Origin of the sequence: Rhodothermus marinus (assembly GCF_009936275.1) — a bacterium.
Taxonomy (GTDB): Bacteria; Bacteroidota; Rhodothermia; order Rhodothermales; family Rhodothermaceae; genus Rhodothermus; species Rhodothermus marinus_A.
In genome coordinates this window covers 1,497,516-1,522,713 of record NZ_AP019797.1, presented here as the reverse complement: position 1 = coordinate 1,522,713, position 25,198 = coordinate 1,497,516, and the positions used below count along the sequence as shown (strand labels likewise).

At 64.8% G+C, this 25,198-nt stretch carries 21 protein-coding genes; 3 read left to right on the top strand and 18 right to left on the bottom strand.

Features of this window, described 5'->3' with window-relative positions; translation table 11 throughout:
- Positions 1-10 precede the first annotated feature (10 nt).
- Together GYH26_RS06635 and GYH26_RS06630 are read right to left on the bottom strand one after the other, a co-directional pair.
- Positions 11-961, bottom strand: a complete 951-nt coding sequence (locus GYH26_RS06635; RefSeq protein WP_242006629.1) for a cation diffusion facilitator family transporter — start codon at positions 959-961, stop codon at positions 11-13.
- A 63-nt stretch (positions 962-1,024) separates the two neighbouring features.
- On the bottom strand, positions 1,025-1,594 hold the full coding sequence (locus GYH26_RS06630) for a Uma2 family endonuclease (RefSeq protein ID WP_161540980.1): 570 nt from the start codon (positions 1,592-1,594) through the stop codon (positions 1,025-1,027).
- A 115-nt stretch (positions 1,595-1,709) separates the two neighbouring features.
- Here GYH26_RS06630 and uvrC point away from each other — a divergent pair, with 115 nt between their 5' ends.
- The 3 genes from uvrC (at position 1,710) to GYH26_RS06615 (ending at position 5,179) form a co-directional block, all read left to right on the top strand.
- Positions 1,710-3,557 (top strand): excinuclease ABC subunit UvrC, encoded by a 1,848-nt coding sequence (uvrC, locus tag GYH26_RS06625; RefSeq protein WP_161542385.1) that lies wholly within the window; start codon positions 1,710-1,712, stop codon positions 3,555-3,557.
- Between the two features lie 72 nt (positions 3,558-3,629).
- Positions 3,630-4,631 (top strand): nucleoside recognition domain-containing protein, encoded by a 1,002-nt coding sequence (locus tag GYH26_RS06620; RefSeq protein ID WP_161540979.1) that lies wholly within the window; start codon positions 3,630-3,632, stop codon positions 4,629-4,631.
- Positions 4,632-4,636: 5 nt separating this feature from the next.
- Positions 4,637-5,179 carry a spore maturation protein gene (locus tag GYH26_RS06615; RefSeq protein ID WP_161540978.1) on the top strand — a complete coding sequence of 181 codons (543 nt, stop codon included), beginning with the start codon at positions 4,637-4,639 and terminating at the stop codon, positions 5,177-5,179.
- 112 nt (positions 5,180-5,291) lie between these two features.
- On the opposite strand, the gene GYH26_RS06610 is transcribed toward GYH26_RS06615, so the two are convergent.
- From GYH26_RS06610 to ptsP, 16 genes are all read right to left on the bottom strand, one after another.
- On the bottom strand, positions 5,292-6,794 hold the full coding sequence (locus GYH26_RS06610) for an NADH-quinone oxidoreductase subunit N (RefSeq protein ID WP_161540977.1): 1,503 nt from the start codon (positions 6,792-6,794) through the stop codon (positions 5,292-5,294).
- A gap of 25 nt (positions 6,795-6,819) precedes the next feature.
- Positions 6,820-7,119, bottom strand: a complete 300-nt coding sequence (locus GYH26_RS06605) for a 4a-hydroxytetrahydrobiopterin dehydratase (protein WP_161540976.1) — start codon at positions 7,117-7,119, stop codon at positions 6,820-6,822.
- A 10-nt stretch (positions 7,120-7,129) separates the two neighbouring features.
- Positions 7,130-8,713, bottom strand: coding sequence for a sodium:proton antiporter (locus GYH26_RS06600; protein WP_161540975.1), 1,584 nt, complete (start codon positions 8,711-8,713; stop codon positions 7,130-7,132).
- A gap of 24 nt (positions 8,714-8,737) precedes the next feature.
- Positions 8,738-10,342: a complex I subunit 4 family protein gene (locus tag GYH26_RS06595; protein WP_161540974.1), complete on the bottom strand. Its 1,605-nt coding sequence runs from the start codon at positions 10,340-10,342 to the stop codon at positions 8,738-8,740.
- Between the two features lie 25 nt (positions 10,343-10,367).
- On the bottom strand, positions 10,368-12,356 hold the full coding sequence (gene nuoL, locus GYH26_RS06590) for an NADH-quinone oxidoreductase subunit L (protein ID WP_161540973.1): 1,989 nt from the start codon (positions 12,354-12,356) through the stop codon (positions 10,368-10,370).
- A gap of 38 nt (positions 12,357-12,394) precedes the next feature.
- On the bottom strand, positions 12,395-12,700 hold the full coding sequence (gene nuoK / locus GYH26_RS06585) for an NADH-quinone oxidoreductase subunit NuoK (protein WP_014066891.1): 306 nt from the start codon (positions 12,698-12,700) through the stop codon (positions 12,395-12,397).
- A 25-nt stretch (positions 12,701-12,725) separates the two neighbouring features.
- Positions 12,726-13,238, bottom strand: coding sequence for an NADH-quinone oxidoreductase subunit J family protein (locus tag GYH26_RS06580; protein ID WP_054683297.1), 513 nt, complete (start codon positions 13,236-13,238; stop codon positions 12,726-12,728).
- A gap of 103 nt (positions 13,239-13,341) precedes the next feature.
- Positions 13,342-14,979, bottom strand: coding sequence for a Ppx/GppA phosphatase family protein (locus GYH26_RS06575; RefSeq protein WP_161540972.1), 1,638 nt, complete (start codon positions 14,977-14,979; stop codon positions 13,342-13,344).
- 252 nt (positions 14,980-15,231) lie between these two features.
- Positions 15,232-16,329, bottom strand: coding sequence for a hypothetical protein (locus tag GYH26_RS06570; RefSeq protein WP_161540971.1), 1,098 nt, complete (start codon positions 16,327-16,329; stop codon positions 15,232-15,234).
- 57 nt (positions 16,330-16,386) lie between these two features.
- Entirely contained in the window at positions 16,387-17,385 is a 999-nt protein-coding gene (locus GYH26_RS06565) for an IS701 family transposase (RefSeq protein ID WP_161540220.1), read from the bottom strand.
- A 107-nt stretch (positions 17,386-17,492) separates the two neighbouring features.
- A complete protein-coding gene (locus tag GYH26_RS06560; RefSeq protein WP_161540970.1) occupies positions 17,493-19,190 on the bottom strand; it encodes a DEDD exonuclease domain-containing protein in 1,698 nt (565 codons plus the stop codon).
- Positions 19,191-19,194: 4 nt separating this feature from the next.
- Positions 19,195-20,562, bottom strand: a complete 1,368-nt coding sequence (locus GYH26_RS06555; RefSeq protein WP_161542384.1) for an alkaline phosphatase — start codon at positions 20,560-20,562, stop codon at positions 19,195-19,197.
- A gap of 155 nt (positions 20,563-20,717) precedes the next feature.
- A complete protein-coding gene (locus tag GYH26_RS06550) occupies positions 20,718-21,242 on the bottom strand; it encodes an apolipoprotein A1/A4/E family protein (RefSeq protein WP_161540969.1) in 525 nt (174 codons plus the stop codon).
- Positions 21,243-21,332: 90 nt separating this feature from the next.
- Positions 21,333-22,127, bottom strand: a complete 795-nt coding sequence (locus tag GYH26_RS06545) for a 5'-nucleotidase, lipoprotein e(P4) family (RefSeq protein ID WP_161540968.1) — start codon at positions 22,125-22,127, stop codon at positions 21,333-21,335.
- A 148-nt stretch (positions 22,128-22,275) separates the two neighbouring features.
- Positions 22,276-23,319, bottom strand: a complete 1,044-nt coding sequence (locus GYH26_RS06540) for a bifunctional phosphoglucose/phosphomannose isomerase (protein ID WP_161540967.1) — start codon at positions 23,317-23,319, stop codon at positions 22,276-22,278.
- A 37-nt stretch (positions 23,320-23,356) separates the two neighbouring features.
- The gene (ptsP, locus tag GYH26_RS06535; RefSeq protein ID WP_161540966.1) at positions 23,357-25,189 is read right to left on the bottom strand and encodes a phosphoenolpyruvate--protein phosphotransferase; all 1,833 of its coding nucleotides are present in this window, start codon (positions 25,187-25,189) and stop codon (positions 23,357-23,359) included.
- Between the last annotated feature and the right edge of the window lie 9 nt (positions 25,190-25,198).

Below are 25,198 nucleotides of genomic sequence, written 5' to 3'. Positions count from 1 at the left end.
AGCGAATCGGTTATCGCCGGGCCTGTGCTTTTAACGGATCTTCGGGCTCGCGATGACCGGCGGGATGTGCCACTTCGTGATGTTCGGGCTCCAGGTGGGCCGTCACGTAGACGCGACGTCCGGGGAACCGCTTCTGGATCGCTTCTTCGACCCGATGTGCCTGTGCGTGCGCCTCTTCCAGCGAACGCTCGCCGGGCAACATCAGGTGATACTCTACCCAGAGCTGATCGCCGGTGCGACGGTGCCGAAGCTGGTGATAATCGGAGATGATCCCCTGCTGCACGGCCTCGTCGAGCACCTCGATCAACCGGCGCGTGTCCTCCTCATCCACACGCTCCATCAAGCCGGCCACGGCCTGGCGGAGCAGCTGAAAGGCCGTCCGGAGGATGTTGAGCGCCACGACGATTGCGATCAGCGGGTCCAGCCAGACCACCCCGGTCCAGGCCACCAGGGCCACGCCGACCACCACGCCCAGGCTGGTCCACATGTCCGTGAGCACATGGCGGCCGTTGGCTTCCAGCACGAGGCTGTGGTGCCGCCGCCCCACGCGGATCAGGTAAAGCCCCAGCAGCAGGTTGATCAGGCTGAACAGCGCGGTCAGCAGCACGCCCAGCCCCAGCCGTCGGAGCTCCGGCCCGTGCAGCAGGTCCTGCACGGCCGTGTAGAGAATACCGGCGGCGGCCAGCAGAATCATGGCGCCTTCGAAGCCGGCCGAGAAGTAGGCGATCTTGCCGTGCCCGTAGGGGTGATCGGGATCGGGCGGCTGGAGCGCATACCAGAGGCTGAAGGCGACGAACGCCGTGGCCAGGATGTGCACGAGCGACTCGGCGGCGTCCGAAAAGATCGCGGCGCTTCCCGTAAGCAGATAGGCGGTAAACTTCCCGACAAGCATCAGTACCGACACCGCCAGGCTGGCCGCCATTGCCCGGTGGCGCGGATCGCGTAAATCAGGCCACTGCATGTGCAAACCGAAAGCGTCTCAGGATGCGCCTACTGAACGCACGGGCGGCCACTTCGTGCCCGTTTACAGGTCCCGGAAGAGCGTTTCCAGATCGACTTCGAAGCCCGGCAACAGCACGCTGCGCAGGCGGCCGCTGTGCTGCGCGCCGGCGTGCAACCGGAACTGCTCCCCTTCCCGCACATACAGCTCGATACGCCGCGATTCGGGATCGACGATCCAGTATTCCTGCACGCCCGCCTGCGCATAGTCGTAGCGCTTCTCCCAAAGATCCAGGTGGGCCGTCGCGGGCGAGAGCACCTCGATGATCAGATCGGGCGCGCCTTCGATGTGCGTGGGCCGAAGTCGATCGGCATGCTCCCGGAGCACCACGAGCAGATCCGGCTGGTAGACCGTGTCTTCACGAAGCTTGACATCCAGCGGTGCGTTGTAGACCCATCCGCGACCGGTTCGGCGCACCACATCGACCAGGAGCAGTTCCAGACGGATTGAAACTTCCTGATGAATCCGCGAAGGCGAAGGGCTCGGCATGGGTTCTCCGTGGACAAGGATCCAGTAGCCCGGCTGTGATTCCGTCCACCGGCGAAAGTCTTCGTAGCGCGAAAAGCGCACTGTTTCGGCGACGGACTCCGACATGCGGCGTTCAGCCTTTTGCTGAAAAGCGCTGTTTGCGGGTGATATGCGGCCTACCGGAGCCGGTTCCGTGGCCTTCGGGGAACTCCGGCCGCCTTCGGGCGAACGTATGGGCGCCATGCACGTGGACCTGCAAGAAAAACTGGCCCATCTGCCCACATGCCCGGGCGTCTACATTTACCGCGACGCCGCGGGACAGGTGCTCTACGTCGGTAAGGCGAAGAACCTGCGCCAGCGCGTCCGCTCCTACTTCCAGGAAAGCCGTCCGCGCGACGGCCGGCTCGAAGCGCTCGTCCGCAAGATCGCCGACGTCGAAGTCATCGTCACCGACACGGAAGCCGAAGCGCTCATCCTCGAAAACAACCTGATCAAGCAGCTCAAGCCCCGCTACAACATCAACCTGCGCGACGACAAGACCTACCCGTACATCTGCATTGCGAACGAACGCTTTCCGCGCGTCTTCCCCACGCGGCGCGTGCGGAAGGACGGCTCGAAGTATTTCGGCCCCTACACCGACGTCGGCCAGATGCACCGGCTGTTGCGGCTGATCCGTTCGCTGTTCAAGCTGCGCACCTGCAACCTGAACCTCTCGCCCGAGGCGATCGCGGCGGGCAAGTACCAGCCCTGCCTGGAGTACCACATCAAGAAATGCGCGGCGCCCTGCATCGGGCTGCAGTCCGAGGAAGACTACAACGCCACCATCCGCCAGATCGAACAGCTGCTCAACGGCAAGACACAGGCGCTCATCGCCCAGCTCCGGGAAGAGATGAAGGCGCGGGCGGCAGCGCTGGACTTCGAACGGGCGGCTGAACTGCGCGACCAGATCCGATTGCTTGAGCAGCACGCCGAGCGTCAGAAGATCGTCAGCCAGGACTTTGCCGACCGCGACGTGTTTGCGCTGGCCGTCGATCGCACCGACGGCGTGGCCTGTGGCGTGGTGTTTCAGGTGCGTGAGGGCAAGGTGATCGGCCGCCGCCACCGGTACCTGCGCCGCATCGAGGGCCAGCGCGATGGCGCGCTGCTGCAGGCTTTCGTCGAAGACTACTACGCCGAGGCCGTCTTCTTCCCCGACGAAGTGCTGCTCTCGCACGAACTGGAAGAACCCGACGCGCTGGAGGCGCTGCTTCGGGAGCGTCGTGGTAAAAAAGTGCCGCTGCGTGTGCCACAACGCGGCGACAAGGCCGGACTGGTCCACCTGGCCGAAGCCAACGCCCGACTGCTGCTCGAAGAATGGCGGCTGGCCCGGAAAAAACGCGGCGAAGCCCGGATTCCGGAAGCCGTCCGTGCTCTGCAGGAGGCGCTTCGCCTGCCCGGACTACCCCGCCGCATCGAATGCTTCGATATCTCCCACCTCGGCGGCACCGGCACGGTGGCCTCCTGCGTGGTCTTCGAGGACGGCCGTCCCAGCAAACGCGACTACCGGACCTTCAAGATCCGGAGCGTCACGCCGGGCAAGCCGGACGACTACCAGGCCATGCGTGAGGCCGTCACACGACGCTACCGACGCCTTCGCGACGAGGGCGGCCCGTGGCCCGATCTGGTGGTGATCGACGGCGGCAAGGGCCAGCTCTCCAGTGCACTCGAAGCGCTCGAGGCCCTGGAGCTGCGCGGACGGTTCCCGGTGATCGGCCTCGCCAAGCGGCTGGAGGAGATCTACCGCCCCGGCGATCCCGATCCCTACCAGCTTCCGAAGACCAGTCCGGCGCTCCAGCTTCTGCAGCGCATCCGCAACGAGGCGCACCGGTTTGCCGTCACGATGCAGCGCCGCCAGCGCCGCCGCGTGCTGCGCTCCGAGCTGCTCGACATCCCGGGCATCGGACCGCGCACCGTCGAGAAACTGCTGCAGCATTTCGGATCGGCCCGGCGCGTGCGCGAGGCCGACCTGGAGGCGCTGGCCGCCGTCGTCGGACGCGCCCGCGCCGAGCGTATCCGTCAGCACTTCGACACCGCTTCTACCTCTTCCTGAGCGCTGGCAATTTCTCACGCGCCGCGTTATGTTTGCGGCGGAAGCATCCGTACACGTAGCCTCCCCGCCGCCATGCTGAACTACATCTGGGCCGGGCTGATCATCTTCAGCCTCGTGTTCGCCGCAGTGTCGGACGTGCGCGACCTGACGCGCAACACCTACCGCAACGGCGATCCCCTGCCCGTCACGCTCGTCTTCCCCGAAGGCTATCGCCCGGAGGCCCGCCACCAGCCCGTCAGGGTACGGATCGACCCGACTACATACCGGGCCTTCTATCGCACGGAAAGCGTCCCGGACTCGGCCTATGCGGGCGAGCTGGTGCAGTTTCGCACCGGGCGCGAGCTGCGCTTTGCAAAAGACGTAGACATACCCGAGCCGCTGGCCACGATTCGGCGCGTGACCTCCCCCCGCGAAAACGACCTGCGCGGCACGCTGCAGGCGCTGACGTTCGTCAGTGACTCGCTGGCCACGGCGGCCGTGCTGTTTGCGCCGGTGCGGTTCGTGCGGCTGCAGGCCATCACCGACGCGGCCTTCGAGTTTGCCCGAACGGCCGTCACGCTGGCGCTGGGGCTGATCGGTCTGCTGGCCCTCTGGCTCGGGCTGCTGCGCATCGCCGAGGCGGCCGGCCTCGTGCAGCATCTGGCCCGCTGGACCCGCCCGCTGCTGCGCCCACTCTTTCCCGACGTGCCGCGCGATCACCCGGCCTTCGCGCTCATCACGCTGAACCTGACGGCCAACATGCTCGGCCTCGGCAATGCGGCCACGCCACTGGGCATCAAAGCCATGGAAGAACTGCAGAAGCTCAATCCCCGCCCCGACACGGCCACCAACGCCATGGTCATGCTGCTGGCGATGAATACGGCCAGCGTGCAGCTCGTGCCGCCCGTGTTGCTCATGGCCATCATGGGGTCGGCCATCAACGAGCTGATCCTGCCGATCATTCTGGTCACGCTCGCCTCGCTCGTGGTGGCCATCGTGGCGGCCAAACTGCTGGGCCGACTGCCTGCCTATCGCCGCACCGATCCGATGCTGACCACAAACAACGATCCGAAGCAACCCGAAACGGACGCCTGAACGCCATGGAAACCTTCCGCACGCTGATCGAGACGCTTTCGCTGCTGGTGCTTCCGCTGCTGATCGTGAGCTTTCCGCTCTACGGGCTGCTGCGCCGCGTGCCCGTCTACGAAGCCTTCGTCGAAGGTGCCCGCGAGGGTTTCGACGTGGCCGTCCGGATCATCCCCTACCTGGTGGCGATCCTGTTTGCGATCGGAATGTTTCGGGCCTCGGGTGCCATGGATTTTCTGACCGAACTGCTCCGTCCGGTGCTGAGTCCGCTGCGCATTCCGCCCGAAGTGCTGCCCATGGCCATTCTGCGCCCGCTGACGGGCTCCGGCTCAGCGGCCGTCGTGCTCGACCTGATCCGCCAGTACGGCGAGGACTCCCTCATCGTCAAGATCGCGGCCGTGATGTTCGGCTCGACCGAGACGACCTTTTACGTGCTGGTGGTCTATTTCGGCGCGGTCAACATCACCAAAACGCGCCATGCCGTACCCGCCGGCCTGATCGCCGACGTGGCCGCCATGCTCATGGCCATCTACCTCGTGCAGTGGCTGTTTGCCTGAGCATGTCCGCCCTTCAGGCCCCGGAAGAACGACCGCGCCGATCCCAACCAGAATTGCCACAAAAAAAGGCCGCCCTCAGGCGGCCTTTTCTATAACCAGCGAACCGTAATTTCTAAGGCAGCAGAGCCGTCGTGGCCGCCGGTGGTGCGGCCGGCGTCGGGAAAAACGACGCGGTCACCTCCAGCAGGCCGGGCAGCACGCCCAGCAGCACGATCAGCACCACGCACACCACCAGCACCGCCTGCGGGGCCAGCGGTACCGGGAACGCCTGCTGACGCACCGCCTCGGGCGCCTCGTCCGGCGACTTCATCCAGAAGACGTACACCACGCGCAGATAGTAGTAGGCCGAAAGCACGCTGGCCAGCACACCGACGATCACCAGCCAGGTCAGCCCCGCCTTCACGGCCGGCGCAAAGACGGCGTACTTCGCGATGAACCCGGCCAGCGGCGGGAAGCCCGTCAGGCTGAACATGAAGAACGCCATGGCCACGCCCAGCAGCGGCCGCCGGTAGCCGATCCCTGCCAGCGAGTCAATGGTCTGCTCGTAGCCCTCCTTACCGTCCCACTCCAGAAAGGCCATCACACCGAAGGCGCCGATGTTCATCAGCGCATAGACCAGCAGGTAGAAAAGCGCCCCGGCGTACCCTTCGGGCGTGCCGGCCGCCAGGCCGGTCAGGATGTAACCGGCGTGGGCGATCGACGAGTAGGCCAGCATGCGCTTGACGTTCTGCTGCACGAGCGCCAGCACGTTGCCGGCCACCATCGTCACCAGCGCCACCAGCGCCAGCAGCAATTGCCAGCGCTCGGCCGGCAGCGCGGCGTCAAGCACCAGCACCAGCGCCGCAAAGGCCGCCGCCTTCGACGCCGCGGCCATGTAGCCCGTCAGCGTCGTCGGCGCGCCCTGATAGACGTCGGGCGTCCACATGTGGAAGGGCACGGCCCCCACCTTGAACAGAAAGCCGATCAGCAGCAGCGCCACGCCGGCCCAGAACATGATCGGGTGGGCTCCCTCGGCCAGATGCGCCGCCATCTGGGGCAGGTACATCGTGCCCGTGGCCCCGTAGAGCAGCGCAATGCCGTACAGGAAAAAGCCGGTCGAGAAGGCGCCCAGCAGGAAGTACTTCAGGGCGGCCTCGCCGGCCCCCACGTCTTCGCGGACCAGTCCCGTCATGATGTACAGGCAGATCGACATGGTCTCCAGGCCCACGAAGACGGAGATCAGACTGTTGGCCGAGGCCAGCACGATCATACCGACCGTGGCGAACAGAATCAGCGCATAGACCTCGCCGTGCAGGTGGCGAATGCGCTTCAGGTAGGGCCCCGATAGCGCGATCGTCAGCAGGCCGCTGGCCAGAATGATCGCGTTCACGAATGAAGCCATGCCGCCGACCCGGATCAGCCCGTAGAAGGCCGTCTCCGGTGCACGGCTCAGACCGCCCAGCTCCCAGAGCAGCGCCAGTGCCAGTGTGCCGGCCGCCACCCAGGGAATCGGCGGGGCATCGTTCCAGAACGCGTCCCAGACGACCAGCACCAGGCCCACGACGGCCGTCAGCACCAGCGGAAAGGCCGCCCATAGGTCGGCCGGAAGCATCCGGTAGGCTTCCAGTAGGTCCATTGCGGATGAGGCGTCTTGTTTTGTGCTACTTCACCCAGGCAATGCGCTCGATGGCGCGCGCCAGCTCCACGTCCCGGGCCGTTACCCGGTTGCCGGCCGCGTGCGTCGTCAGCGCCAGCGTCACGCGGTTGTACACGTTGTGCAGTTCGGGATGGTGGTTCAACTGCTCCGCCTCGAAGGCGATGCGCACGATGAAGCTCACCGCCTCCCGAAAGCTCCCGAACGTGTAGGTCTTCTGCAGCCGATCCTCGGCATAGGTCCAGCCCGGCAGTTCGGCCAGCGCGGCTTCGATCGCCTCGCGGCTCAGCGGTTCCACCCGGCTCATCGCTTCCCTCCTATCGAATCAGTAGCTGTTCAAAGAAAGCATCCAGTCCCGGAAACAGTCCGCTGTAAAACAGCAGGTAAATCAGGAAGTAAATCGGAATCAGAATCGGGAGCGAGTACTTCGTCACGTATCCCATGAAGGAAGGCATCTCCACCTTGTTCTCCTCGGCGATCGCCTTCACCATGAAGTTGGGCGCGTTGCCAATATACGTCATGGCGCCGAAGAATACGGCCGCAATGGAGATCGCCTGCAGGTAGAACCAGGTCTCCGGATGCACCGACGCTTCGGCGAAGGCCCTCACCTGCTCGGGCACGTTCACGTCGAGTCCGAATTTACCCATGGCCGCCGCCAGGAAGTTCAGGTAGGTGGGCGCGTTGTCCAGCACACTGGAGAGCGAGCCCGTCCCCCAGTAGAACATACCCACCGTGAGCTGCTCGGCGTGGTCGTGCGCAAACAGGCTGATGAGCTGGAGCGCCGGTTGCATCGTGGCGAAGATGCCCAGAAACAGCCAGCCCACCTCGCGAATGGGCTCGAAGGTGAACTCGTTCTTCTGGAGCGCCTCTTTGTCGGCCAGCTTGTAGGCCAGCACGGCCACCGAGAACATGATAATCTCGCGGATGCCGAACGGAATATGGAAAAGCTCATGCAGGTCCGGCACCCACTCAAAGACGTTCGGGTCGATGAACACCGACAGGATGATCACCAGCACCCAGAGAAAGTTTTTAGCGCCGCGGATCTGCACGAGCGGCTGCGACGGATCGGGATCCGGGCTCTCGATCTTGTTGCGCGCATCGATCACGTAGAAGACGGCCAGGATCAGCAGCACCGTCGGCAGCCAGACGAACCACACGTGCGTCAGCGTCCAGAAGAACGGCACCCCGCGCAGAAAGCCCAGAAACAGCGGCGGGTCGCCGATGGGCGTCAGACCACCGCCCACGTTCGCCACCAGAAAGATGAAGAAAATCAGGTGGTAGGGCTTGAGCCGGCCTTTGTTCAGGCGCATGTAGCTGCGCACGAAGAGCATGGCCGCGCCCGTGGTGGCGATCAGGTTCGCCACGAGCGATCCGACAAACAGCAGAATCGCGTTGTTGCGGGGCGTGCCCTTCGCGTTGATGTTGATGTAGATGCCGCTGGCCGCGATGAACAGCGAGGCCACCAGCGCAATGAACGACAGGTACTCTTCGATGGCGTGCACCACGGGCGTGGTCGATCCCAGCCCGAAGATGTAGTAGAGCGAGACGAACAGCCCCAGCCCTACGGCATACTTCGGATAGTGGTGATGCCAGTGGTGCGGGTAGAACAACGGCCCGGTGGCGATCATGATGAGCAGGATCGCGAACGGCAGCACGAGCCAGACCGGCGGACGCGGTCCGTGCTCGTCGGCCGCCGCATGCGCCGCTTCTTCGGCATGGGCAACCGCCGCCGACGTGTCGTGTGCATGTTCGGCTTCGACGGCCTCAGTGGCCGGCGCCTCGGCGGCCGGTACTTCCTGCGCCAGGGCCGAAGCCACCGGCAACAACCATAGACATACGACAAGCGGGCCCAGCATGCGCGCCAGCCCGCTTCCGAAAGCTTTCAGGTGTGGTGCGTTCATGGGACGTCAGGTTGATGGTGGACCTCAGGGGTTAGCGGCCCGCACCGTCTCCCCTTCCGACACCTCCAGACGCGCGCTGGCCGTGGTAGCCGGCTGCTCCGCCTCTTCCAGCGCCGCCAGCCGCTTCTGTTCGACGGTCTCCAGCAGGAAGCGCGCCGTGGGCTCCGTCCGCTTCAGGAACGGCCCGGGCGCCACGCCAATCCAGAGCATGAAGACCGCCAGCGGCACCAGCAGCAGCACCTCACGGGCGTTCAGGTCGGGGAGCGTGCGGTTGATCTCCTTCTGAATCGGCCCGAAAAGCGTTCGGTAAAGTAGCCAGAGCAAATAAACAGCCGCCAGAATCACCCCCGACGTGGCCAGCGCAATCAGCAGCGGATGCCCCACCAGTGCACTTTTGAACGAACCCAGCAGGATCATGAACTCGCCCACGAAGCCGTTCAGCCCGGGCAGTCCGGCCGATGCCAGCGCCGTAAAGACCAGGAAGAGGGCGAACACGGGCATCACGCGGGCAATGCCGCCAAACTCTTCCATCAGCCGCGTGTGGCGCCGCTCGTAGAGCATGCCCACCAGCAAAAAGAGCGCGCCCGTCGAAAGCCCGTGGTTGATCATCTGGATGATGGCGCCCTGCATGGCCTCGACCGTGAAGGCGAAGATACCCAGCACCACGAAGCCCAGGTGGCTCACCGACGAGTAGGCCACCAGCTTCTTGGCGTCGGCCTGCACGCGCGACACGAGCGCGCCGTAGACGATCCCCACCACGGCCAGCACCGCCAGCCAGAGCGCGTAGTCGGTGGCGGCGTTCGGGAAGAACGGCAGGCAGAAGCGCACCAGGCCGTAGGTTCCCATCTTCAGCAGCACGCCGGCCAGGATGACCGACCCGCCGGTGGGCGCCTGCACGTGCGCGTCGGGCAACCACGTATGCAGCGGAAAGAGCGGCACCTTGATCGCAAAGGCCAGCGCGAACACGAAGAACAGCCACCCCTGCGCGGCCAGCGGCACATTGTAGGCCAGCAGCTTGAAGTAGTCGGTGGTGAACACCCCGCCGTTGACCGCATCGCCGGCCGCAAAGCCCAGATACAGAATGCCGACGAGCATCAAGAGCGAGCCCACCAGCGTGTAGAGCACGAACTTGACAGCCGCGTAGATGCGATCCTCGCCGCCCCAGATGCCGATGATGAAGTACATCGGGATGAGCGTCAGCTCGAAGAAGATGTAGAACAGGATCAGATCATAGGCGGCGAAGACGCCCGTCATGCCGGTCTGCAGCACCAGCAGCAGCGTGTAGTAGCCCTTCTGGTGCCGGTCGATGTAGTTCCAGGACGAGAGCACGACGATGGGCCCCAGCAGCGTCGTCAGCAGAATCAGCAGCAGGCCCAGGCCGTCGATGCCCACGTAGTACTGGATGTCCAGCCCGGGAAACCACCCGGCGATCCGGTCCACAAACTGCGGCTGTGCCGGACTCCCGGCCGGATCGTAGCCGACGTACAGCAGCAGCGAGATCAGAAACGTAACCGTCGTGGTCGCCAGCGCCGTCCACCGGATGGCCGACACGCGGCGCATCGGCAGCATGAGCAGCGCGCCGACCAGCGGCAGGAAGATGACGATCGAGGTCAGATACGGCAGGTTCATCGCTTCAGGCTGAATTTCGCGGTCGTTATCCAAACAGCATCAGCGCCAGGACAAGCGCCACGCCGAGCACGATGGCCATGGCGTAGGCCTGCACGACGCCGGTCTGCACCCGGCGTACGCGCTGACCGATCTCGGCCATCAGCCGCGCCACGCCGTTGACGGCGCCGTCGATGACCTTCTGGTCGAAGACGGCCAGCCCGTAGCGGGCAAAGCGCAGCAGCGGCTGCACGATCGCCCGATCGTAGAATTCGTCCCAGTAGTATTTGGCAGCCCAGACGCGGTAGAAAGCACCGAACCGCTCGCGGAGCACGTCGTCGTAGGCCAGGCCGTGGCGGCGGTAGGCCGTCCAGCTCCAGTAGAGCCCGATCAACGCGATCGCCACGCCCAGCCCGATCAGCGCCCACTCGACGGCCAGCGGCACGTGCGCATGCAACTCGGGCTCGGCCACCGGTCCGCCACCCGAAGCGCCCAGGTAGTGATGGATCAGGTTCCATTCGCCGTGGGCGATTACGCCCGGCAGCCCCACAAAGCCGCCCACCAGCGACAGTGCGGCCAGCACCCAGAGCGGCAGCGTCATCGTTGCGGGCGACTCGTGCGGGTGCACCTGATCGGCCATGGGCCAGCGCGGCGTGCCCTCGAAGGTGAGCACGTAGGAGCGCATCATGTAGAAGGCCGTCAGCAGCGCCGTCACCACGCCCAGGATCCAGGCGATCCAGGCATAGGCGTGGCCGTTGTAGCCGTATTCGAAGGCTTTGAACAGAATCTCGTCTTTCGAGAAGAAGCCGGCCGTCAGCGGAAAGCCCGCGATGGCCAGCGTGGCGATCAGGTACGTGGTGCGCGTGGCCGGCATGAAGCGCCCCAGCCCGCCCATGTTGCGCATGTCCTGCGGATCGAGATGGCCGTGATGGCCCCGCTCGTGCAGCGTGTGCTCCACATGATGCATGGCGTGGATCACGCTACCCGATCCGAGAAAGAGACAGGCCTTGAAAAACGCGTGCGTGAGCACGTGAAAGATCGACACGAAGAAGGCGCCCACGCCGGCCGCCATGAACATGTAGCCGAGCTGGGAGACCGTCGAATAGGCCAGCACCTTCTTGATGTCGTACTGGGTGATGGCGATCGTGGCCGCCATGAAAGCCGTCAGCGCGCCCACCAGCGCCACCACCACGAGCACGCCCGGTGCGGCCAGCGCCAGCGGCGAAATGCGGGCGAACAGATACAGACCGCTCGTGACCATCGTGGCGGCATGGATCAGCGCCGAGACGGGTGTCGGGCCGGCCATGGCGTCCGGGAGCCACACAAAGAGCGGAATCTGAGCGCTTTTGCCCGTGGCGCCGATGAACAGCAGCAGCACGGCCGCCGCCACCACACCCGACGGCAACGCGGCCGGATCGGCCAGCAACGCGCCAAAGTCCAGGCTTCCCACCTCCCGGAACAGCAGGAACATCGCCAGCAGGAAGGCCGCGTCGCCCACGCGGTTGACGATGAAGGCCTTGTTGGCGGCCTCGCTGTTTTTGAAGTCCTCGTACCAGAAACCGATCAGCAGGTAGGAGCAGAGTCCGACGCCCTCCCAGCCCAGAAACAGCAGCGTCAGGTTGTCGGCGAGGACCAGGTTGAGCATCATGAAGATGAAGAGGTTCAGGTAGCTGAAGTACTTCCAGTACCCCCGGTCCTCGTACATGTAGCCGATCGAATACAGATGAATGAGCGCGCCCACGCCCGTGACGATGAGCGTCATCACGAGCGAGAGCTCGTCGATCCGGTACTGGAAGGCCAGCTCCAGCTCGCCCGCGGCGATCCAGGTGAAGAAGCGGGCCAGCAGCGGCTCCCCTTCGTAGGTCAGGAACAGATAGAGCGCCAGCACGAAGGGCACGGCCACAGCCAGCGTCGCCAGCGCCCCGATGAGCACTTTCTGGCGCCGGAGTCCGTGGAAGGCAAGGCCACCCAGTCCATTAAAAACCGCCCCCGCCAGCGGCAGCAGCAGGATCAGTCCAACCAGGGTCGTGTGGTTCATATCCGAGCAGGTCGGTTAGCTTCGGAAGGCCCGGAGCATCAGTACTTGAACAGATTGAATTCCCCCACGTCCACCGTCACCTTCTTGCGGAACAGGGCAATCACGATCGCCAGTCCGACGGCCGCCTCGGCGGCGGCCACCGAGATCACGAAGAACACCAGCACCTGACCCGACACGTCCCCCATCGCCTGGCTGAGCGCCACCAGCGTCAGGTTCACCGCATTGAGCATCAGCTCCACCGACATCAGAATCACGATGGCGTTGCGCCGGAAGAGCACGCCCAGCACGCCCAGCGTGAAGAGCACCACGCCCAGGGCCAGGTACCAGTTCAGCGTAATTTCCATGGTCGATTCCCGTTGGTCGCGCCGTTCAGATGAAGCGCCGCTTGGCCAGCATGACCGCCCCGATCGTGGCCGCCAGCAGCAGAATGCCAATCACCTGCAGCGGCATGATGTAGCGCGTGAGCAACTCCCGTCCCAGCGTCTGCGCGCTTCCCGTAACGGCGGCCTGCTCGGGCGTGGCCACGAACGTGGGCAGCACGTCCAGGCCCAGCGCCACCACATAGACGAGCTGCGCCAGCACGATCATCGTGACCACGAAGGCCAGCACCTTGCCCCAGTCGATCTGGCGTGGATGCGGGAGCGCCTCCAGGTTCAACAGCATGATCACGAACAGAAACAGCACCATGATGGCGCCTGCGTAGATCAGCACCTGGATCACCCCCAGAAACGACGCCTGGAGCGTCAGGTACAGGCCGGCGATGCAGAACAGGTTGAGCACCAGCCACAGCGCGCTCGATACCGGGTTGCGCGCGATGAGCATGCCGAGCGCGGCCGCAATGGCCGTCACGGCCAGCAGGAAGAACAGGAGTTGCGCAATCATGCGGGGCGTGTCGGGTTTGGCCAGCGGCTTTTTCCGGGCTTAACAGTCGGCCAAATTAGAGCACGCCCGGCATAACAGCAAGCGTCGCCCCTCAAAAATCCCGTTAAGCACCGGCTGTCTCCTCCAGCAGCGGCGGCTCGGCCGTGGCCGATACCTCGACGGTGCGCCCGAAGGTCTGCTCGAACAGTTCGGCGCTGCGCCGCACCCCCCAGATTTCCAGTTCCGGATCGCCCCGCGTCTCCAGATGGAGCACCAGCCGGTCGGGCTCCAGCCGCACGTGCAGCGTGTGTACGTTCTGGTTGTGGCTGCGGTCGAGTCCTTCGGCCAGCCGGAGCAGCGCGGCCAGCTTGCAGACACGCTCCCGGTTTTCTTCCGAGAGGGCCATGTAGTCGGCGTGCGTCGGCTTGGGCAGGCTTCCGCGATGGTAGCGGACCACGTTGGCCAGCACGGCAATCTCCTCCGAGGTGAACCCCCGCAGATCGGCATGTTTGATCAGATAAAGGCCGTGCTTGTGGTGGCTGCGATGGCTGATGTGGTAGCCGATGTCGTGCAACAGCGCCGCATATTCGAGCAGCTCGCGGTCGATGGGGCCCAGCCCGTGCAGCGGCTGCGTGGCGTCGAAGAGCTGGAGCGCCAGGGCCGCCACCTGCTGCGCATGGCGGTACTCCCAGTCGAAGCGCCAGCCCATTTCGTAAATGCTACGGCGGCGCACGTCGGAAAAGGCCGTGAGCCGGGCCAGCAACGGGGCGTTGCGCTCGACGAAGTCCACCACCAGGCCCTCGCGCAACGCATGTGGCGAAATGCGCACGCGCTCGATGGCCAGATCTTTCAGCACGACGTCGATCAGCGCAGCCGCCGCCACGATCTGGTCCACCCGCTTCGGATCGATGCCGCGCAGGCGGCGACGTTGCTCTCGCGGTAGGCGCATGATCCGGCGTGCCACGCGCCGGATGTCCTCAGCCGGAAAGGTTATCTCATAGATGGAATGCATCGCCTCGCCACGCATCCGGGCGCAGGCCGATGCCAGGTTTTCCATCGCGCCCGAGGACCCCACCACTTCGCGAACGCCGTGAGCGCGAGCCGCTTCAAAGACGGGTTGCAGTTGCTCGCGGTAGAAGGCCCGCAGCGCCTTCAATTCTTCGCGCGTGGCCGGATCGTTCCGGATGAACTGGCGCGTCATGCGCGCCGCGCCCAGCTTTAAACTGAACAGGTGCAGCGGCTGCTCGCTCGTGCCCACGATGAATTCGACGGAGCCGCCCCCCACGTCCATGATGAGCACCGGCTCCGGCATGGGAACGGCCCGCCGGACGCCCTTGTAGATGAGCCGGGCTTCCTGCAGGCCGTCGATCACACGCACATGCAGCCCCACTTCGCTGCGGATACGCTGCAACAGCTCGCCGCCGTTTTCGGCCTCCCGGATGGCGCTGGTGGCACAGGCCAGAAATTCGGTAGCCCCCCAGCCTTCGGCCAGCTGACGGATGCGCCGGAGCGCCCGAATGGCTCGTTGCATGGCCGCCTCCGAGAGCCGCTGGCCCTGCAACCCTTCCTCCCCCAGCCGCACCATCTCTTTGAAGCGATCCACCACCCGGAACGTGCCGGGCAGTGCGTCGACGATGACCGCATGAAAGGAATTGGTCCCCAGATCGATCACGCACATGCGCACCGGGGACCGCGTGGCCTGCTCCAGTTCGGCCACGACGGCCGGCACCGGACAGGCCCCCACTTCGTCCGCTTCGGACATATCGCCTGGCGGTTTACTGACGTCCGTCGCTTCCAACCGCCGCGCCTTCGGGCCGTTCCCGGCTCACCCGATCCTTAATTCTGCGTTAACCCGGAAAACGTCGCCCCCGGAAGGGGCGCTGTGTAGCCCGGGCAATGTAACTTCGCTACGCCCCGTGCCCGACTACGGGCACGTGACTGTAGTAAGCCACGAAGGCGTCAGCCGTGGTGGCGTCCCCCGAGACGACACGACGCTTCGCTCCGTGCCCGACTATTACCCTTCACCTTCAAGACGGCTCAGGTCGATCTGCTCCAGCGCGGACCGCAGCACGTCCATCGAGACGTTCGTGCCCTCCAGTTCGATCATGTAGCGATCGCGCACCACCACCTGCAGCGTGGCGTGCGTAGTGCCGTCGTCCAGGCGCTCCATCTTCTCATAGGCCGGATGTCCCTGGTAGCGCGTGGTGCGCTCGTAGCCGCGCTCGTTCTCCCGGTCGATCTCCTGGCGCATCCAGGCCGCCGCAAACCCCATGATCTGCTGCATCGAGCCCATATCGCTGATCTTCACCCGCACCTCGCGGTCGCCGTCGCGGTAGGTGGCCGAGGCCTGGCTGATCTGGATGCCCATGGCCGAGCTGCGCTCGCCGGAAGCCTCCACGCGCTTCAGCCCGTCGATGGATTCGGGCAACATCTCTTTGAGCACCCGGAAGTCGGTCAGCTCCGCCTTCGCTTCGCCCAGTTCCTTCGCCATCTCCTCGAGCACCGCCAGGTCCATGCTGCGCAGCACTTCGCGAAGCGCCTCGGGCGGCACGTTGGTGCCTTCCAGGCTCACCACGAAGCGATCGGCCACCACGGTCGAGAGTTCGGCTTCGATGGTGCCGTCGTAGCGGGTGACTTTTTCGTAGGCGCGGCGACCGTCGAGCGTCAGCGTTCGTTCGTAACCGTCTTCGTCTTCCTGGTCGATGTCCTGCTGCATCCAGCTGTAACCCAGCGCCGCGAAGCCCTGCAGCGTACCGGGATCGACGATTTCGATATGGAGGCTCCGGTCGCCTTCCTCATAAAAAGCCTCGGCTTTTGAGGTGCGGATGCCGAACGCCCCGCCCTTCGAGCCTTCGGCCCGCACACGCGGCAGTCCGGCCGCCTCCTCGGGCAAAAGCGCCTTGAGCTTGCGAAAATCGGCGATGCCGTCGTCCGAGTCGCCGGCCATCGCTTCTTCGGCCTCTTCGGCCGCCTTCTCTTCGGCCTTCTGTTTGGCCGCTTCCTCCGCTTTCTGCTGCAGTCGTTTCCAGATCTGTGCCTGCGATGGGATGGGCCAGACCAGCCAGCAGCCGGTCACCAACAGCATGATCCCCAGCAACGATGCGCGCTTCATGGCTTCCTCCCGGAAGGTTTGACGTGGTCTCTTCCACGTTTTCAAATTAAATAGGAGTTACGCAGTTGAATGAAGGATCAGGGAGGGAGAGGCCAAGTAATGACGGATAGCCTCCCGAAGGATGGCCTGTTTGGCCTCAAACCAGCTGATACCACGCTGCAAACGGGCCACTTCCAAGCGCAAAAAGGCTCGAATGGCCAAACCAATGTGGTTGCGCTGGGCTTCAGCCACACGAAATTGCCCCCGTTCGATCCCTGTGAACTGCTTCAGACCCTGATGATACACCTCGATTTGCCAGGCATGCCGGCCATACGCGGCGGTTTCTTCCAGGGTCATATCCAGGCGGCTGCTGGCCCGGTATTCCTCGCGACCGTCTGGGGTCACCGTCTTGAACACCTTCACCCAGCCGTACCCTTTCAGATGCATCACACAACCTTCAGCAGGGATCGGCCAACTCGATACCGGACGATTCCGGCGCTCGCCCTCTACCGAAACCAACCGGTTGGCTTTCAAACGCGTGAACCATTCCCATCCCAGCTGGCGCACATACTTCAAGTTGGCCAGACTGGCATACCAACTGTCAAAGACAACCAACCGGGGCTGAAAGCCACGCGCATGGGCCGTTTGCAGCAGGGCTCGAAAGTGGTCATTCTTGGTCAGGCCGTCTTCTGCCCGGTTGTAAAGGCGAAAATCGCAAGGCAGGCGTGCTTGACCTTCGGTCCACAACAGCGAGATCAGGTTGATGCCCTGGACCACCCGCTTGTGCTTACCCGACCAATGGCGTGTCACCCATGCCATCTTCCGAGCATGGGGCTTGTCCAGCGTGGTATCGTCCACCACCAACACCCCACGGTCTGGCCGGACAAAGGGGGCCACCTCCTGCCACAGGGCTTCCGTATCGGGCGGAATCCGCTTCAGCAGACGCGTATAGGCATCATGCGCCGGGGCGTTGAGCTCCCCTGCCCGAATCCGAGCCGCTTCGGTGGTGGTGAAGACCCGTTGGGCCGCAACCAAGAAATGAATGTAATCTAACTCATCCACTTTCGACGCGTTCACGGTTGGCCTCCCAGACTAAAGCGTTGTCCCAGTGTGCCTCCCAAAGTTACATCATCACGGTCAACTGCGTAAGTCCTATTAAAATCATCCCGCCCTGTTCTCAACGCTTATGCGCCGCCCTCCGATGCGCCGGAAGTGTCAGGTTCCGCCCGATCAGGGACAAGATGGCGTAAACCGTGGCGGAGGCGGCGGCTGAAGGATGCCATAGGCTCATCCGGACGGCGACGCAGCAGCCGGAGTCGTCCGCGGTGAAGATGCATCCAGTGCGCCAGGAGTTGCATGGCGTCGGTCTCGGCGTGATGATAGGCTGCAGGAGACCGTTTCGCAGCAAGGTGTTCGCGAACCCAGGCAACGAGTGCGTCGATGGCGTCCTGTGAGGGCGGAAACGGCAGGGCGCGAACGGCCACCGGGCGGCCCGCCTGCACCAGGCAACAGGCCAGCCGGTCGGGTGCCTCGCGCACGAGCACCACGGCCTCGCGCTCCAGCACGGACGCATCGGCCAGCAGCGGCCGCTCCAGCAGGCGGGTAAGCAGGCGGAGTTGATCCCGGTAGCGAGCCGCCGCTTCGAATTCCAGCCGGGCGGCGGCCGCCCGCATCTGCGTCTCAAGCCACGAAAGCGGATGCGTACACCCTCCCCGGAGCAACCGGCGCACACAGGCGACCACTTCGGCCTCCCCGTCGGCGCAGGCATTCGTGCAGAGCTCGCCGCCGGCAAGTGGACAACGACCCGTCAGCACCAGATGGGCATTCTGGCGGGGCAGTCGAAAAATCTCCTGCAGGGCTTCCAGCGCACGACGTCCCTGACGCCGCCCCGGCAGCGGACCGTAGTACTCGGCGCCGTCGTCGAGCAGCACGGGCGTAAGCGAGAGCACGGGCGGGGTTTCGTGCAGCGCCAGCCGCAGAAAAGGTCGGGTGCGGTAGCGACGCTGCAATCGGTTGTAGCGGGGCTGGTGTTGTTTGATGAGCCGGGATTCTTCCAGCAGGGCTTCCAGTTCGGTGGCCGTCACGTGCCATTCGATCTGGCGAATCTCGCTCACCATCTGGCGCAGCCGGGGTGGATGGGCTTCGACGGCCGTCAGATGCTGACGCACGCGGGCCTGCAGGTTGCGGGCCTTGCCCACATACAGAAGCCGCCCGTGCTCGTCCCGGAACAGATAGACACCGGGCGCTTCGGGCAGCCGCGGCAGCAGCGTTTCACGCAGCCGCACCAGCGGGCTTGCGTTTTTGTACTGCGGATAGCGCTGCTGCTGGAAGGTCAGCAGCGCCTCCAGCGTATCGATCCCGTACTGTCGGCGCGCTTCCTCCAGCAGACGCAGCAGCACGTAGGCGGTCGCCTCGGCGTCGCCCAGGGCCCGATGTCGGTTTTCTACAGGGATCTGATAGAAGCGAATCAGGCCGTCGAGCCCTTTTGCGGGCAGGCCGGGCAGCAGCCGACGTGCCAGCCTGAGCGTGCACAACGTGGGGTTGCCAGGCCAGAGAAGGCCGATCCGTTGCAGCTCGGCCTCCAGCATTTTACGGTCGAAGGCCAGGTTGTGCGCCACCAGCACGCCGTCGCCCAGAAAGTCCAGAAAGTCCGGTAGCACCTCGTCGGCCGAAGGTTTGCCCACCAGCATGGCCGTGGTGATACCGGTCAGACGCGTAATGAAGGGCGGCACCGAGCGACCGGGGTTGATGAGCGTGGCGAAGCGATCGACGATCCGGCCACCCTGCACACGCACGGCTGCCAGTTCGATGATCCGATCGGCAGGCCCGGAGCCCGTCGTCTCGGTATCGACGACGACGAACGAAACGGCGTCGAGCTGCATCCCCTCAGTGGCTTTCGCCGACGGCTTCCTCCTGCCGGAGCGTCTCGGTCAGGGCCGGCAGGTCGAAACCCATGAGTTCGGCCAGTAAGCGGCCGAGTTCGTCATTCTCGAAGCTGCCCACCAGCCGTTCGGCGCCGGGTCCGAAGGCGTACAGATTGACGTCCACAGCGGTGTGGCCATTCGAGGTCCAGCCCACCACGGCCCGGCGACCGATCAGCTCGGTAACCACCTCGGCCCAGGTATCGGGCTCGGCCATGGCCTGCGCTACGAGCGCCTGCTCGTCGGCACGCAGGCTGTCGAGGCCAAGCCAGGCCTGCAGGAGCGAGTCGGGTCGCTCCGAACGGCGCAGTGCCGGGATAAGCCGTTCGTAGGAAGCCTGCACGCGGGCCAGCACGTCCGGGTGCCAGTCGTAGACGCCGCGGCCGTTCACGTTGCGCCCCAGCGACAGACCGCCCGTCTCGTGGTCGGCCACCGAGACGACGAGCGTCTGTCCGTCGCGGCGGGCAAAGTCGAGCACCACGGCCACGGCTTCATCGTAAGCCAGCACTTCGCGGACGTGGGCGGCGGCGTCGTTGGCATGTCCAGCGTGGTCGATGCGGCTGCCCTCCACCATCAGGAAGAAGCCGTCCGGGTCCTCCGCCAGCAGCTCAAGGGCGGTGCGGGTCATCTCGGCCAGCGAGGGGACCTCTTCCGGGTCGCGGTCGAGCTCGTAGGGCAGGTGGTCCGGACCGAACAGTCCCAGCACCGGTCTCCTCACCCCCCGGCGGAAGTCGGCGGCCGTACGCACCACCTGGTAGCCCATCGCTTCGGCTTCGCGCAGCAGATTGCGGCCGTCCTGTCTCCGTCCGCCCTCCGCGGTCGGCAGGAAATAGCTCCAGCCACCCCCCAGCAGCACATCGACGCGTTGCGCCAGCATCTGCGCGGCGATCTCGCTTTCCATGGCGCGCTGCGGCACGTGGGCGGCAAAGGCGGCCGGCGTGGCGTGCGTAATCCGGCTGGTCGCCACCAGTCCGGTCGCCATCCCACGCGCCTTTGCCGCTTCGAGCAACGTGGCGAGTGGGCGTCCGGCCGTATCGACAGCGATCGCGCCGTTGTAGGTCTTGACGCCGCAGGCATAGGCCGTCGCCCCGGCGGCCGAGTCGGTCACCCGGCTGGAGGCCGAAGCAGTACGCACGGCACCGGTCTGAATGGCATCCAGCGTCAGTTCCTCGCGTCCCAGCACGGCCCGGGCATAGTCACGGGCCATCGTGATGCTGGCCGGGCCACACCCGTCGGCAATCATCAGGATCAGGTTCTTCGGACGCGGCGACTGAGCCTGAGCTCCTTCTCCGCCCCCCAACAGCATCACCAAAAACAGCAATATCCAGCGCATTGTGCATCGCTCCATCTGATGAACACGGGCTGTTTCAAAGATACGACAGATCGGCTTTCATCCACAGCCCCGGATACTACGGAAAGAGCACCATAGAAAAGCCAACCACCCGAACACCTGTCCACCTTGAGGGCCAACCCGGCCGGGCTGCGACCTCAACGCAGCAGCGCAAACAGCGCCAAAATCACCCCGATCTGTCCCGCCCAGAAAATGAACATCCAGCGCACCAGACTTGCATACCGCTCGCTTAGCATCACTTTCACCTCGGCAATCCGGCTATCAAGCTTCGCCTCCACCTCGGCAATCCGGCTGTCGAGCTTGGCCTCCACCTCAGCGATCCGGCTATCAAGCTTCGCTTCCACCTCGGCGATCCGGCCATTAAACTTTGCCTCTACCTCGGCAATCCGGCGGTCAAGCTTTGCCTCTACAGCGGTGATGCGCTGCTCCAGCCGAGCCACCTCCTCCGTGATGCGCTGCTCCAGACGCGCTTCCACCTCGGTGATGCGATTGTCCAGGCGCTTTTCGGTCTCGGCGACCCGCCGCGCGAAACGCTCCTCGACAATCCCCAGCAGATTGTTACGCTCGTGATGGGCCGCCTCGTTAAGCAAATTGATGAGCGCCTCGACGCCTTCGTCGCCGAGCTTTTCACGCAAAACTTTCGGGACGGTCAGAATTGCCATGAGCGCCTCCACATAGGCATAGGCTAAAAGGAAATCGCACCTTATTTCTGGAGGTTCCCGTTTTCGTCCAAACCGTCCGGTGTCTCGTTGTCAATTGCCCGGCCAGGTTCGGAGGCTATCCGGTGCGCGCTGCCAGGCGCCGTATTGCGGATTGGGCAGGACGATCCAGCGCGTGCCCCACCAGGAGCGATAACGCCGGACCAGTGCTCGCCGTGCTTCGGCTCTGGTTTCAGGATCGGACATAAAGTCGCCCAGCTGGTCGCCGATCTGGAGCAGGATGCGATAGCGCTGGCCCAGGAACGCCCGGCGCGGTTCTTTGTCGGAAGATGCCCACTCGGGCCGCTCGCCACGCGTCAGGATTACGTCGAGCGTGTCCGGCAGTGGGAAGCCAACGGCCTGCAGGTTACGACGGGTGGCCTCTTCCAGGTCGGCCGTGCGGTTGGTCACATAAAAGACCTGGACGCCGTGCCGGCGCGCCTCCTGTACGAACACGACAGCACCGGGCACAGGTTCGGCCTGTGCAGCCTGCACCCAGCGCGCCCAGCTCTCCGGCGCAAAAGTCCGGCCTGTCGTAACGAGCCAGGCCTGATAGGGGCTGTTGTCGAGCACGGTCTCGTCCACGTCCACGATCACGGCCGGCGGACGCCGGGCCAGATCCGGCGCGTCGGCCTGGGCCGGGTAGGCCGTCCAGGTGCTGTCGGCCAGCGCCTGCACGAGCTGGCGCCGGGCCATCTCGTAAGCCTGCAGCGCCAGCGCGGTGTACTCGGCCGACGTCTGCACCCAGCGCGTACTCAGCAGGCCGGGACGTTGCGAGACCGGACGGCTACCAGTACAACCGACCAGCACCAGCACCCCGGCCATCCATACCATGGCTCGGCTTTTCATGAGGTGCGCTCCGTTTCCTCAAAAACGGCCTGTCTGCTACCACGCACTGACACGCCTTGCTTTTCTCTGGAAACAACCGGCTACCGGCGCGCAATTTCCCGGCCCGTACACAGAAAACCCCGTCCCTCTCAGGACAGGGCTTCGGCGCTTACACGCGCGCCAGCGTTTCCTTGAGCTGTCCGATCAGCGGCACCGGCGTCGGATCCACGCCCAGCAGCACGGCCAGGTACAGGCTGACCCAGTCGCCCAGGTTCACCAACGACATCATCCGGGCCAGACGACTTTCGCCCTGGCTCTGCACCTCGGCCCAGTAGCCGGCCCGGTCCGAGATCAACTCGCGCGTCACCTCCATGCGCTGCTGGACGCGGGGGTGATCCTCGCGGTCGCGCAGCACGATCACCCCGATCATCTCGTGCAGCGGGCCGGGGTACTCCCAGCCCATGATTTCGTTGTGGTTCAACTCGGGATAGACGTTGCCGGAGGCCAGCCGCTTGGCGTTTTCCTGAATCTGGCAGCGCCAGCGCAGGTTGACGGCCTCCATGAGTCCGGTCCCGCTGTAGATGAAAGGCAGGCGATCCTGCAACGCCTCGGCCAGCTCCAGCGCGTCGTTGCCGGACGGATCGCCGAAAACCTCGCTTTGCTGCTCCAGCAGCTCCTGCGTTTCGTCCCAGGCCGCCTCGTCGGGGGCCACCAGGCCGATATGCTCGGCGATGGTCAGCAGCGCCGTGAACGAATAGCCCAGCGCGGCCCGTGGCTGCAAACCACCCGGGATCTGCAAATACGGGAGCCCTTCGGCCCGGGCCCGCCGCAGCAACTCACCACCCGACGCCACGCAGACGACCGTGGCGCCCCGTGCCCGCGCCTCTTCGAAGGCGGCCAGCGTCTCTTCCGTATTACCCGAATAGCTCGAAGCGATCACGACCGAACGCTCCGTCACAAAGCCCGGCAACCGGTAGTGCCGGACGACGGTCACCGGCAGGCGGGCCGCGTCGGCCACCAGCGTGCGCAACAGATCGCCTCCAATGGCCGAACCGCCCATACCGGCAACGACCAGGTGGTCTTTGCCCTCGACCGTAAAGCCCGGATCGAAGTCACGGGCCAGTTCCCGGCCCCGACGCCACTGCTCCGGAAAGTCCCGGATGGCGTCGTACATCCCCTGGGGATCTACCCGGCGAATGTCTTCGAGTCGCATGGTACTACGGCAATGTACTTCAGGTTATGAGGAATGGTCAGGATTCCTGCAAACTGGAAGCTTCGGCGCGGCCGTTGCCGGCCGTTGGTTCGTCGGCCTGCATGTACTGCAGCAGACCGCAGCCATGCTCCTGCAACCACGCGTTGACCAGCGTGGCCACCTCGGTGGCCGTACGGCACTGAAGCGCCTGTTCGGCCAGCTCCTGGGCCTCGCGGAACTGCATGGCCCGGATGACCCGCTTCACCTCGGGCAGATACGGCGGCGCCGCGCTGAACTCGTCCAGTCCCATGCCGGCCAGGATCGGCGTGGCCTGCGGATCACCGGCCAGTTCGCCGCACAGACTCACCGGGATGCCGTGCCGATGGCCGGCGTCGATCGTGTGCTTGACCAGACGCAACACGGCCGGATGCAGCGCTTCGTAAAGTGGCGCCACCAGGTCGTTACCGCGATCGACGGCCAGCGTGTACTGCGTCAGGTCGTTCGTGCCGATCGAGAAGAAGTCCACTTCTTCGGCGAACAGATCGGCCATGAGCGCCACCGAAGGCACTTCCACCATGATGCCCACCGGCACCGCTTCGTCGAAGGGTTCGCCCCGCGCGCGCAGTTCGGCCTTGACGTCTTCGAGCACTTCCTGGAACCGACGGTATTCGTCCAGCGCCGTGACCATCGGCACCAGGATGCGAATCGGCCCGTAGGCGCTGGCCCGCAGCAGCGCCCGGAGTTGGGGCAACAGCAGCTCGGGGCGGTCCAGCAGCACACGCAGTCCGCGCCAGCCCAGGAACGGGTTGTGCTCGCGGTGTGCGATCGGAAGCATCTTGTCGCCGCCCAGGTCGAGCAACCGGAACGTGGTCGGATTCGGTTTGACGCGCTCGACGATCTGGCGATACACGTGCAGCTGGTAGTCTTCGGAGACGTTCAGCGGTCCCCGCATCAGAAAGAGCACCTCGGTCCGGAACAGACCGATGCCCTCGGCGCCGAATTTTTTCAGCAGATCCAGTTCTTCGATCAGCTCCAGGTTGGCGCGCAGCACGAAGCGATGGCCGTCGAGCGTTTCGGCCGGAAGCGGGATCAGGTGCTGCTGGTCCTGCAGCAGGCGGCGGTAGCGCTCCTGGCGGGTCCGGTACAGGGCCAGCGTTTCGGGGCGCGGGTTGACGACGACGCGTCCCTGAATGCCGTCGAGGATGATCAGATCGCCGGTCTGCACGCTGTCCGAGAGGCCGTGTAGGCTCACCACGGCGGGCACGCCCAGCGCCCGCGCCATGATCGACACGTGCGAGGTGGGTCCGCCATGGTCGGTGGCACAGCCCAGAATGCCCCGGCGGCTGAAGAGCACCACGTCGGCGGCCGAGAGGTTTTCGGCCACGATGATGTGCTCGGGATCGATGGCCGAAAGCAGCTTTTCGCGACGAAGATGACGGATCAGCCGTTCCTTGACGTCGATCAAGTCGGCCACGCGCTCGCGCAGGTAGGCGTTGTTGCTGGCTTCCAGGCGGCGAATGTGCTCGTCCAGCACGTGCGCCACGGCATAGTCGGCGTTGCAGCGATGCGTCTGAATGTATTCACGGATGCGATCGTAGACCGATGCGTCGTGCAACATCAGGCGTTGCGCTTCGAAGACCGAGGCGCTTTCCTCGCCGAGCTTTTCCCGGGCGACCGAGCTGATCTTGTTCAGGTCACGCTCGGCCCGTTGCACCGCCTGCTCGAAGCGCTCCAGCTCGGCTTCCACTTCGGCCTCCGAGATGCGCCGGGCTTCCACCACCACCTCCCGCTTGTTGAACAGGTAAGCCGGACCGATCGCAATGCCCGGCGCGGCCGGGATCCCGATAAAAATGCGTTCCTGCGCTTCGGCCTGGATCGATCGCTGCTCCATGCCCGCCTC

Excerpts from the sequence above, each read along its gene's own strand:
- GYH26_RS06615 (WP_161540978.1), top strand. The coding sequence starts at position 4,637 with ATGGAAACCTTCCGCACGCTGATCGAGACGCTTTCGCTGCTGGTGCTT.
- GYH26_RS06540 (WP_161540967.1), bottom strand. The coding sequence starts at position 23,319 with ATGCGACTCGAAGACATTCGCCGGGTAGATCCCCAGGGGATGTACGAC.
- uvrC (WP_161542385.1), top strand. The coding sequence starts at position 1,710 with ATGCACGTGGACCTGCAAGAAAAACTGGCCCATCTGCCCACATGCCCG.
- GYH26_RS06595 (WP_161540974.1), bottom strand. The coding sequence starts at position 10,342 with ATGAACCTGCCGTATCTGACCTCGATCGTCATCTTCCTGCCGCTGGTC.
- GYH26_RS06605 (WP_161540976.1), bottom strand. The coding sequence starts at position 7,119 with ATGAGCCGGGTGGAACCGCTGAGCCGCGAGGCGATCGAAGCCGCGCTG.
- GYH26_RS06580 (WP_054683297.1), bottom strand. The coding sequence starts at position 13,238 with ATGATTGCGCAACTCCTGTTCTTCCTGCTGGCCGTGACGGCCATTGCG.
- ptsP (WP_161540966.1), bottom strand. The coding sequence starts at position 25,189 with ATGGAGCAGCGATCGATCCAGGCCGAAGCGCAGGAACGCATTTTTATC.
- nuoK (WP_014066891.1), bottom strand. The coding sequence starts at position 12,700 with ATGGAAATTACGCTGAACTGGTACCTGGCCCTGGGCGTGGTGCTCTTC.
- GYH26_RS06545 (WP_161540968.1), bottom strand. The coding sequence starts at position 22,127 with ATGAAAAGCCGAGCCATGGTATGGATGGCCGGGGTGCTGGTGCTGGTC.
- GYH26_RS06575 (WP_161540972.1), bottom strand. The coding sequence starts at position 14,979 with ATGTCCGAAGCGGACGAAGTGGGGGCCTGTCCGGTGCCGGCCGTCGTG.
- nuoL (WP_161540973.1), bottom strand. The coding sequence starts at position 12,356 with ATGAACCACACGACCCTGGTTGGACTGATCCTGCTGCTGCCGCTGGCG.
- GYH26_RS06570 (WP_161540971.1), bottom strand. The coding sequence starts at position 16,329 with ATGAAGCGCGCATCGTTGCTGGGGATCATGCTGTTGGTGACCGGCTGC.
- GYH26_RS06635 (WP_242006629.1), bottom strand. The coding sequence starts at position 961 with ATGCAGTGGCCTGATTTACGCGATCCGCGCCACCGGGCAATGGCGGCC.
- GYH26_RS06550 (WP_161540969.1), bottom strand. The coding sequence starts at position 21,242 with ATGGCAATTCTGACCGTCCCGAAAGTTTTGCGTGAAAAGCTCGGCGAC.
- GYH26_RS06555 (WP_161542384.1), bottom strand. The coding sequence starts at position 20,562 with ATGCGCTGGATATTGCTGTTTTTGGTGATGCTGTTGGGGGGCGGAGAA.
- GYH26_RS06600 (WP_161540975.1), bottom strand. The coding sequence starts at position 8,713 with ATGAACGCACCACACCTGAAAGCTTTCGGAAGCGGGCTGGCGCGCATG.
- GYH26_RS06610 (WP_161540977.1), bottom strand. The coding sequence starts at position 6,794 with ATGGACCTACTGGAAGCCTACCGGATGCTTCCGGCCGACCTATGGGCG.
- GYH26_RS06560 (WP_161540970.1), bottom strand. The coding sequence starts at position 19,190 with ATGCAGCTCGACGCCGTTTCGTTCGTCGTCGTCGATACCGAGACGACG.
- GYH26_RS06620 (WP_161540979.1), top strand. The coding sequence starts at position 3,630 with ATGCTGAACTACATCTGGGCCGGGCTGATCATCTTCAGCCTCGTGTTC.
- GYH26_RS06630 (WP_161540980.1), bottom strand. The coding sequence starts at position 1,594 with ATGTCGGAGTCCGTCGCCGAAACAGTGCGCTTTTCGCGCTACGAAGAC.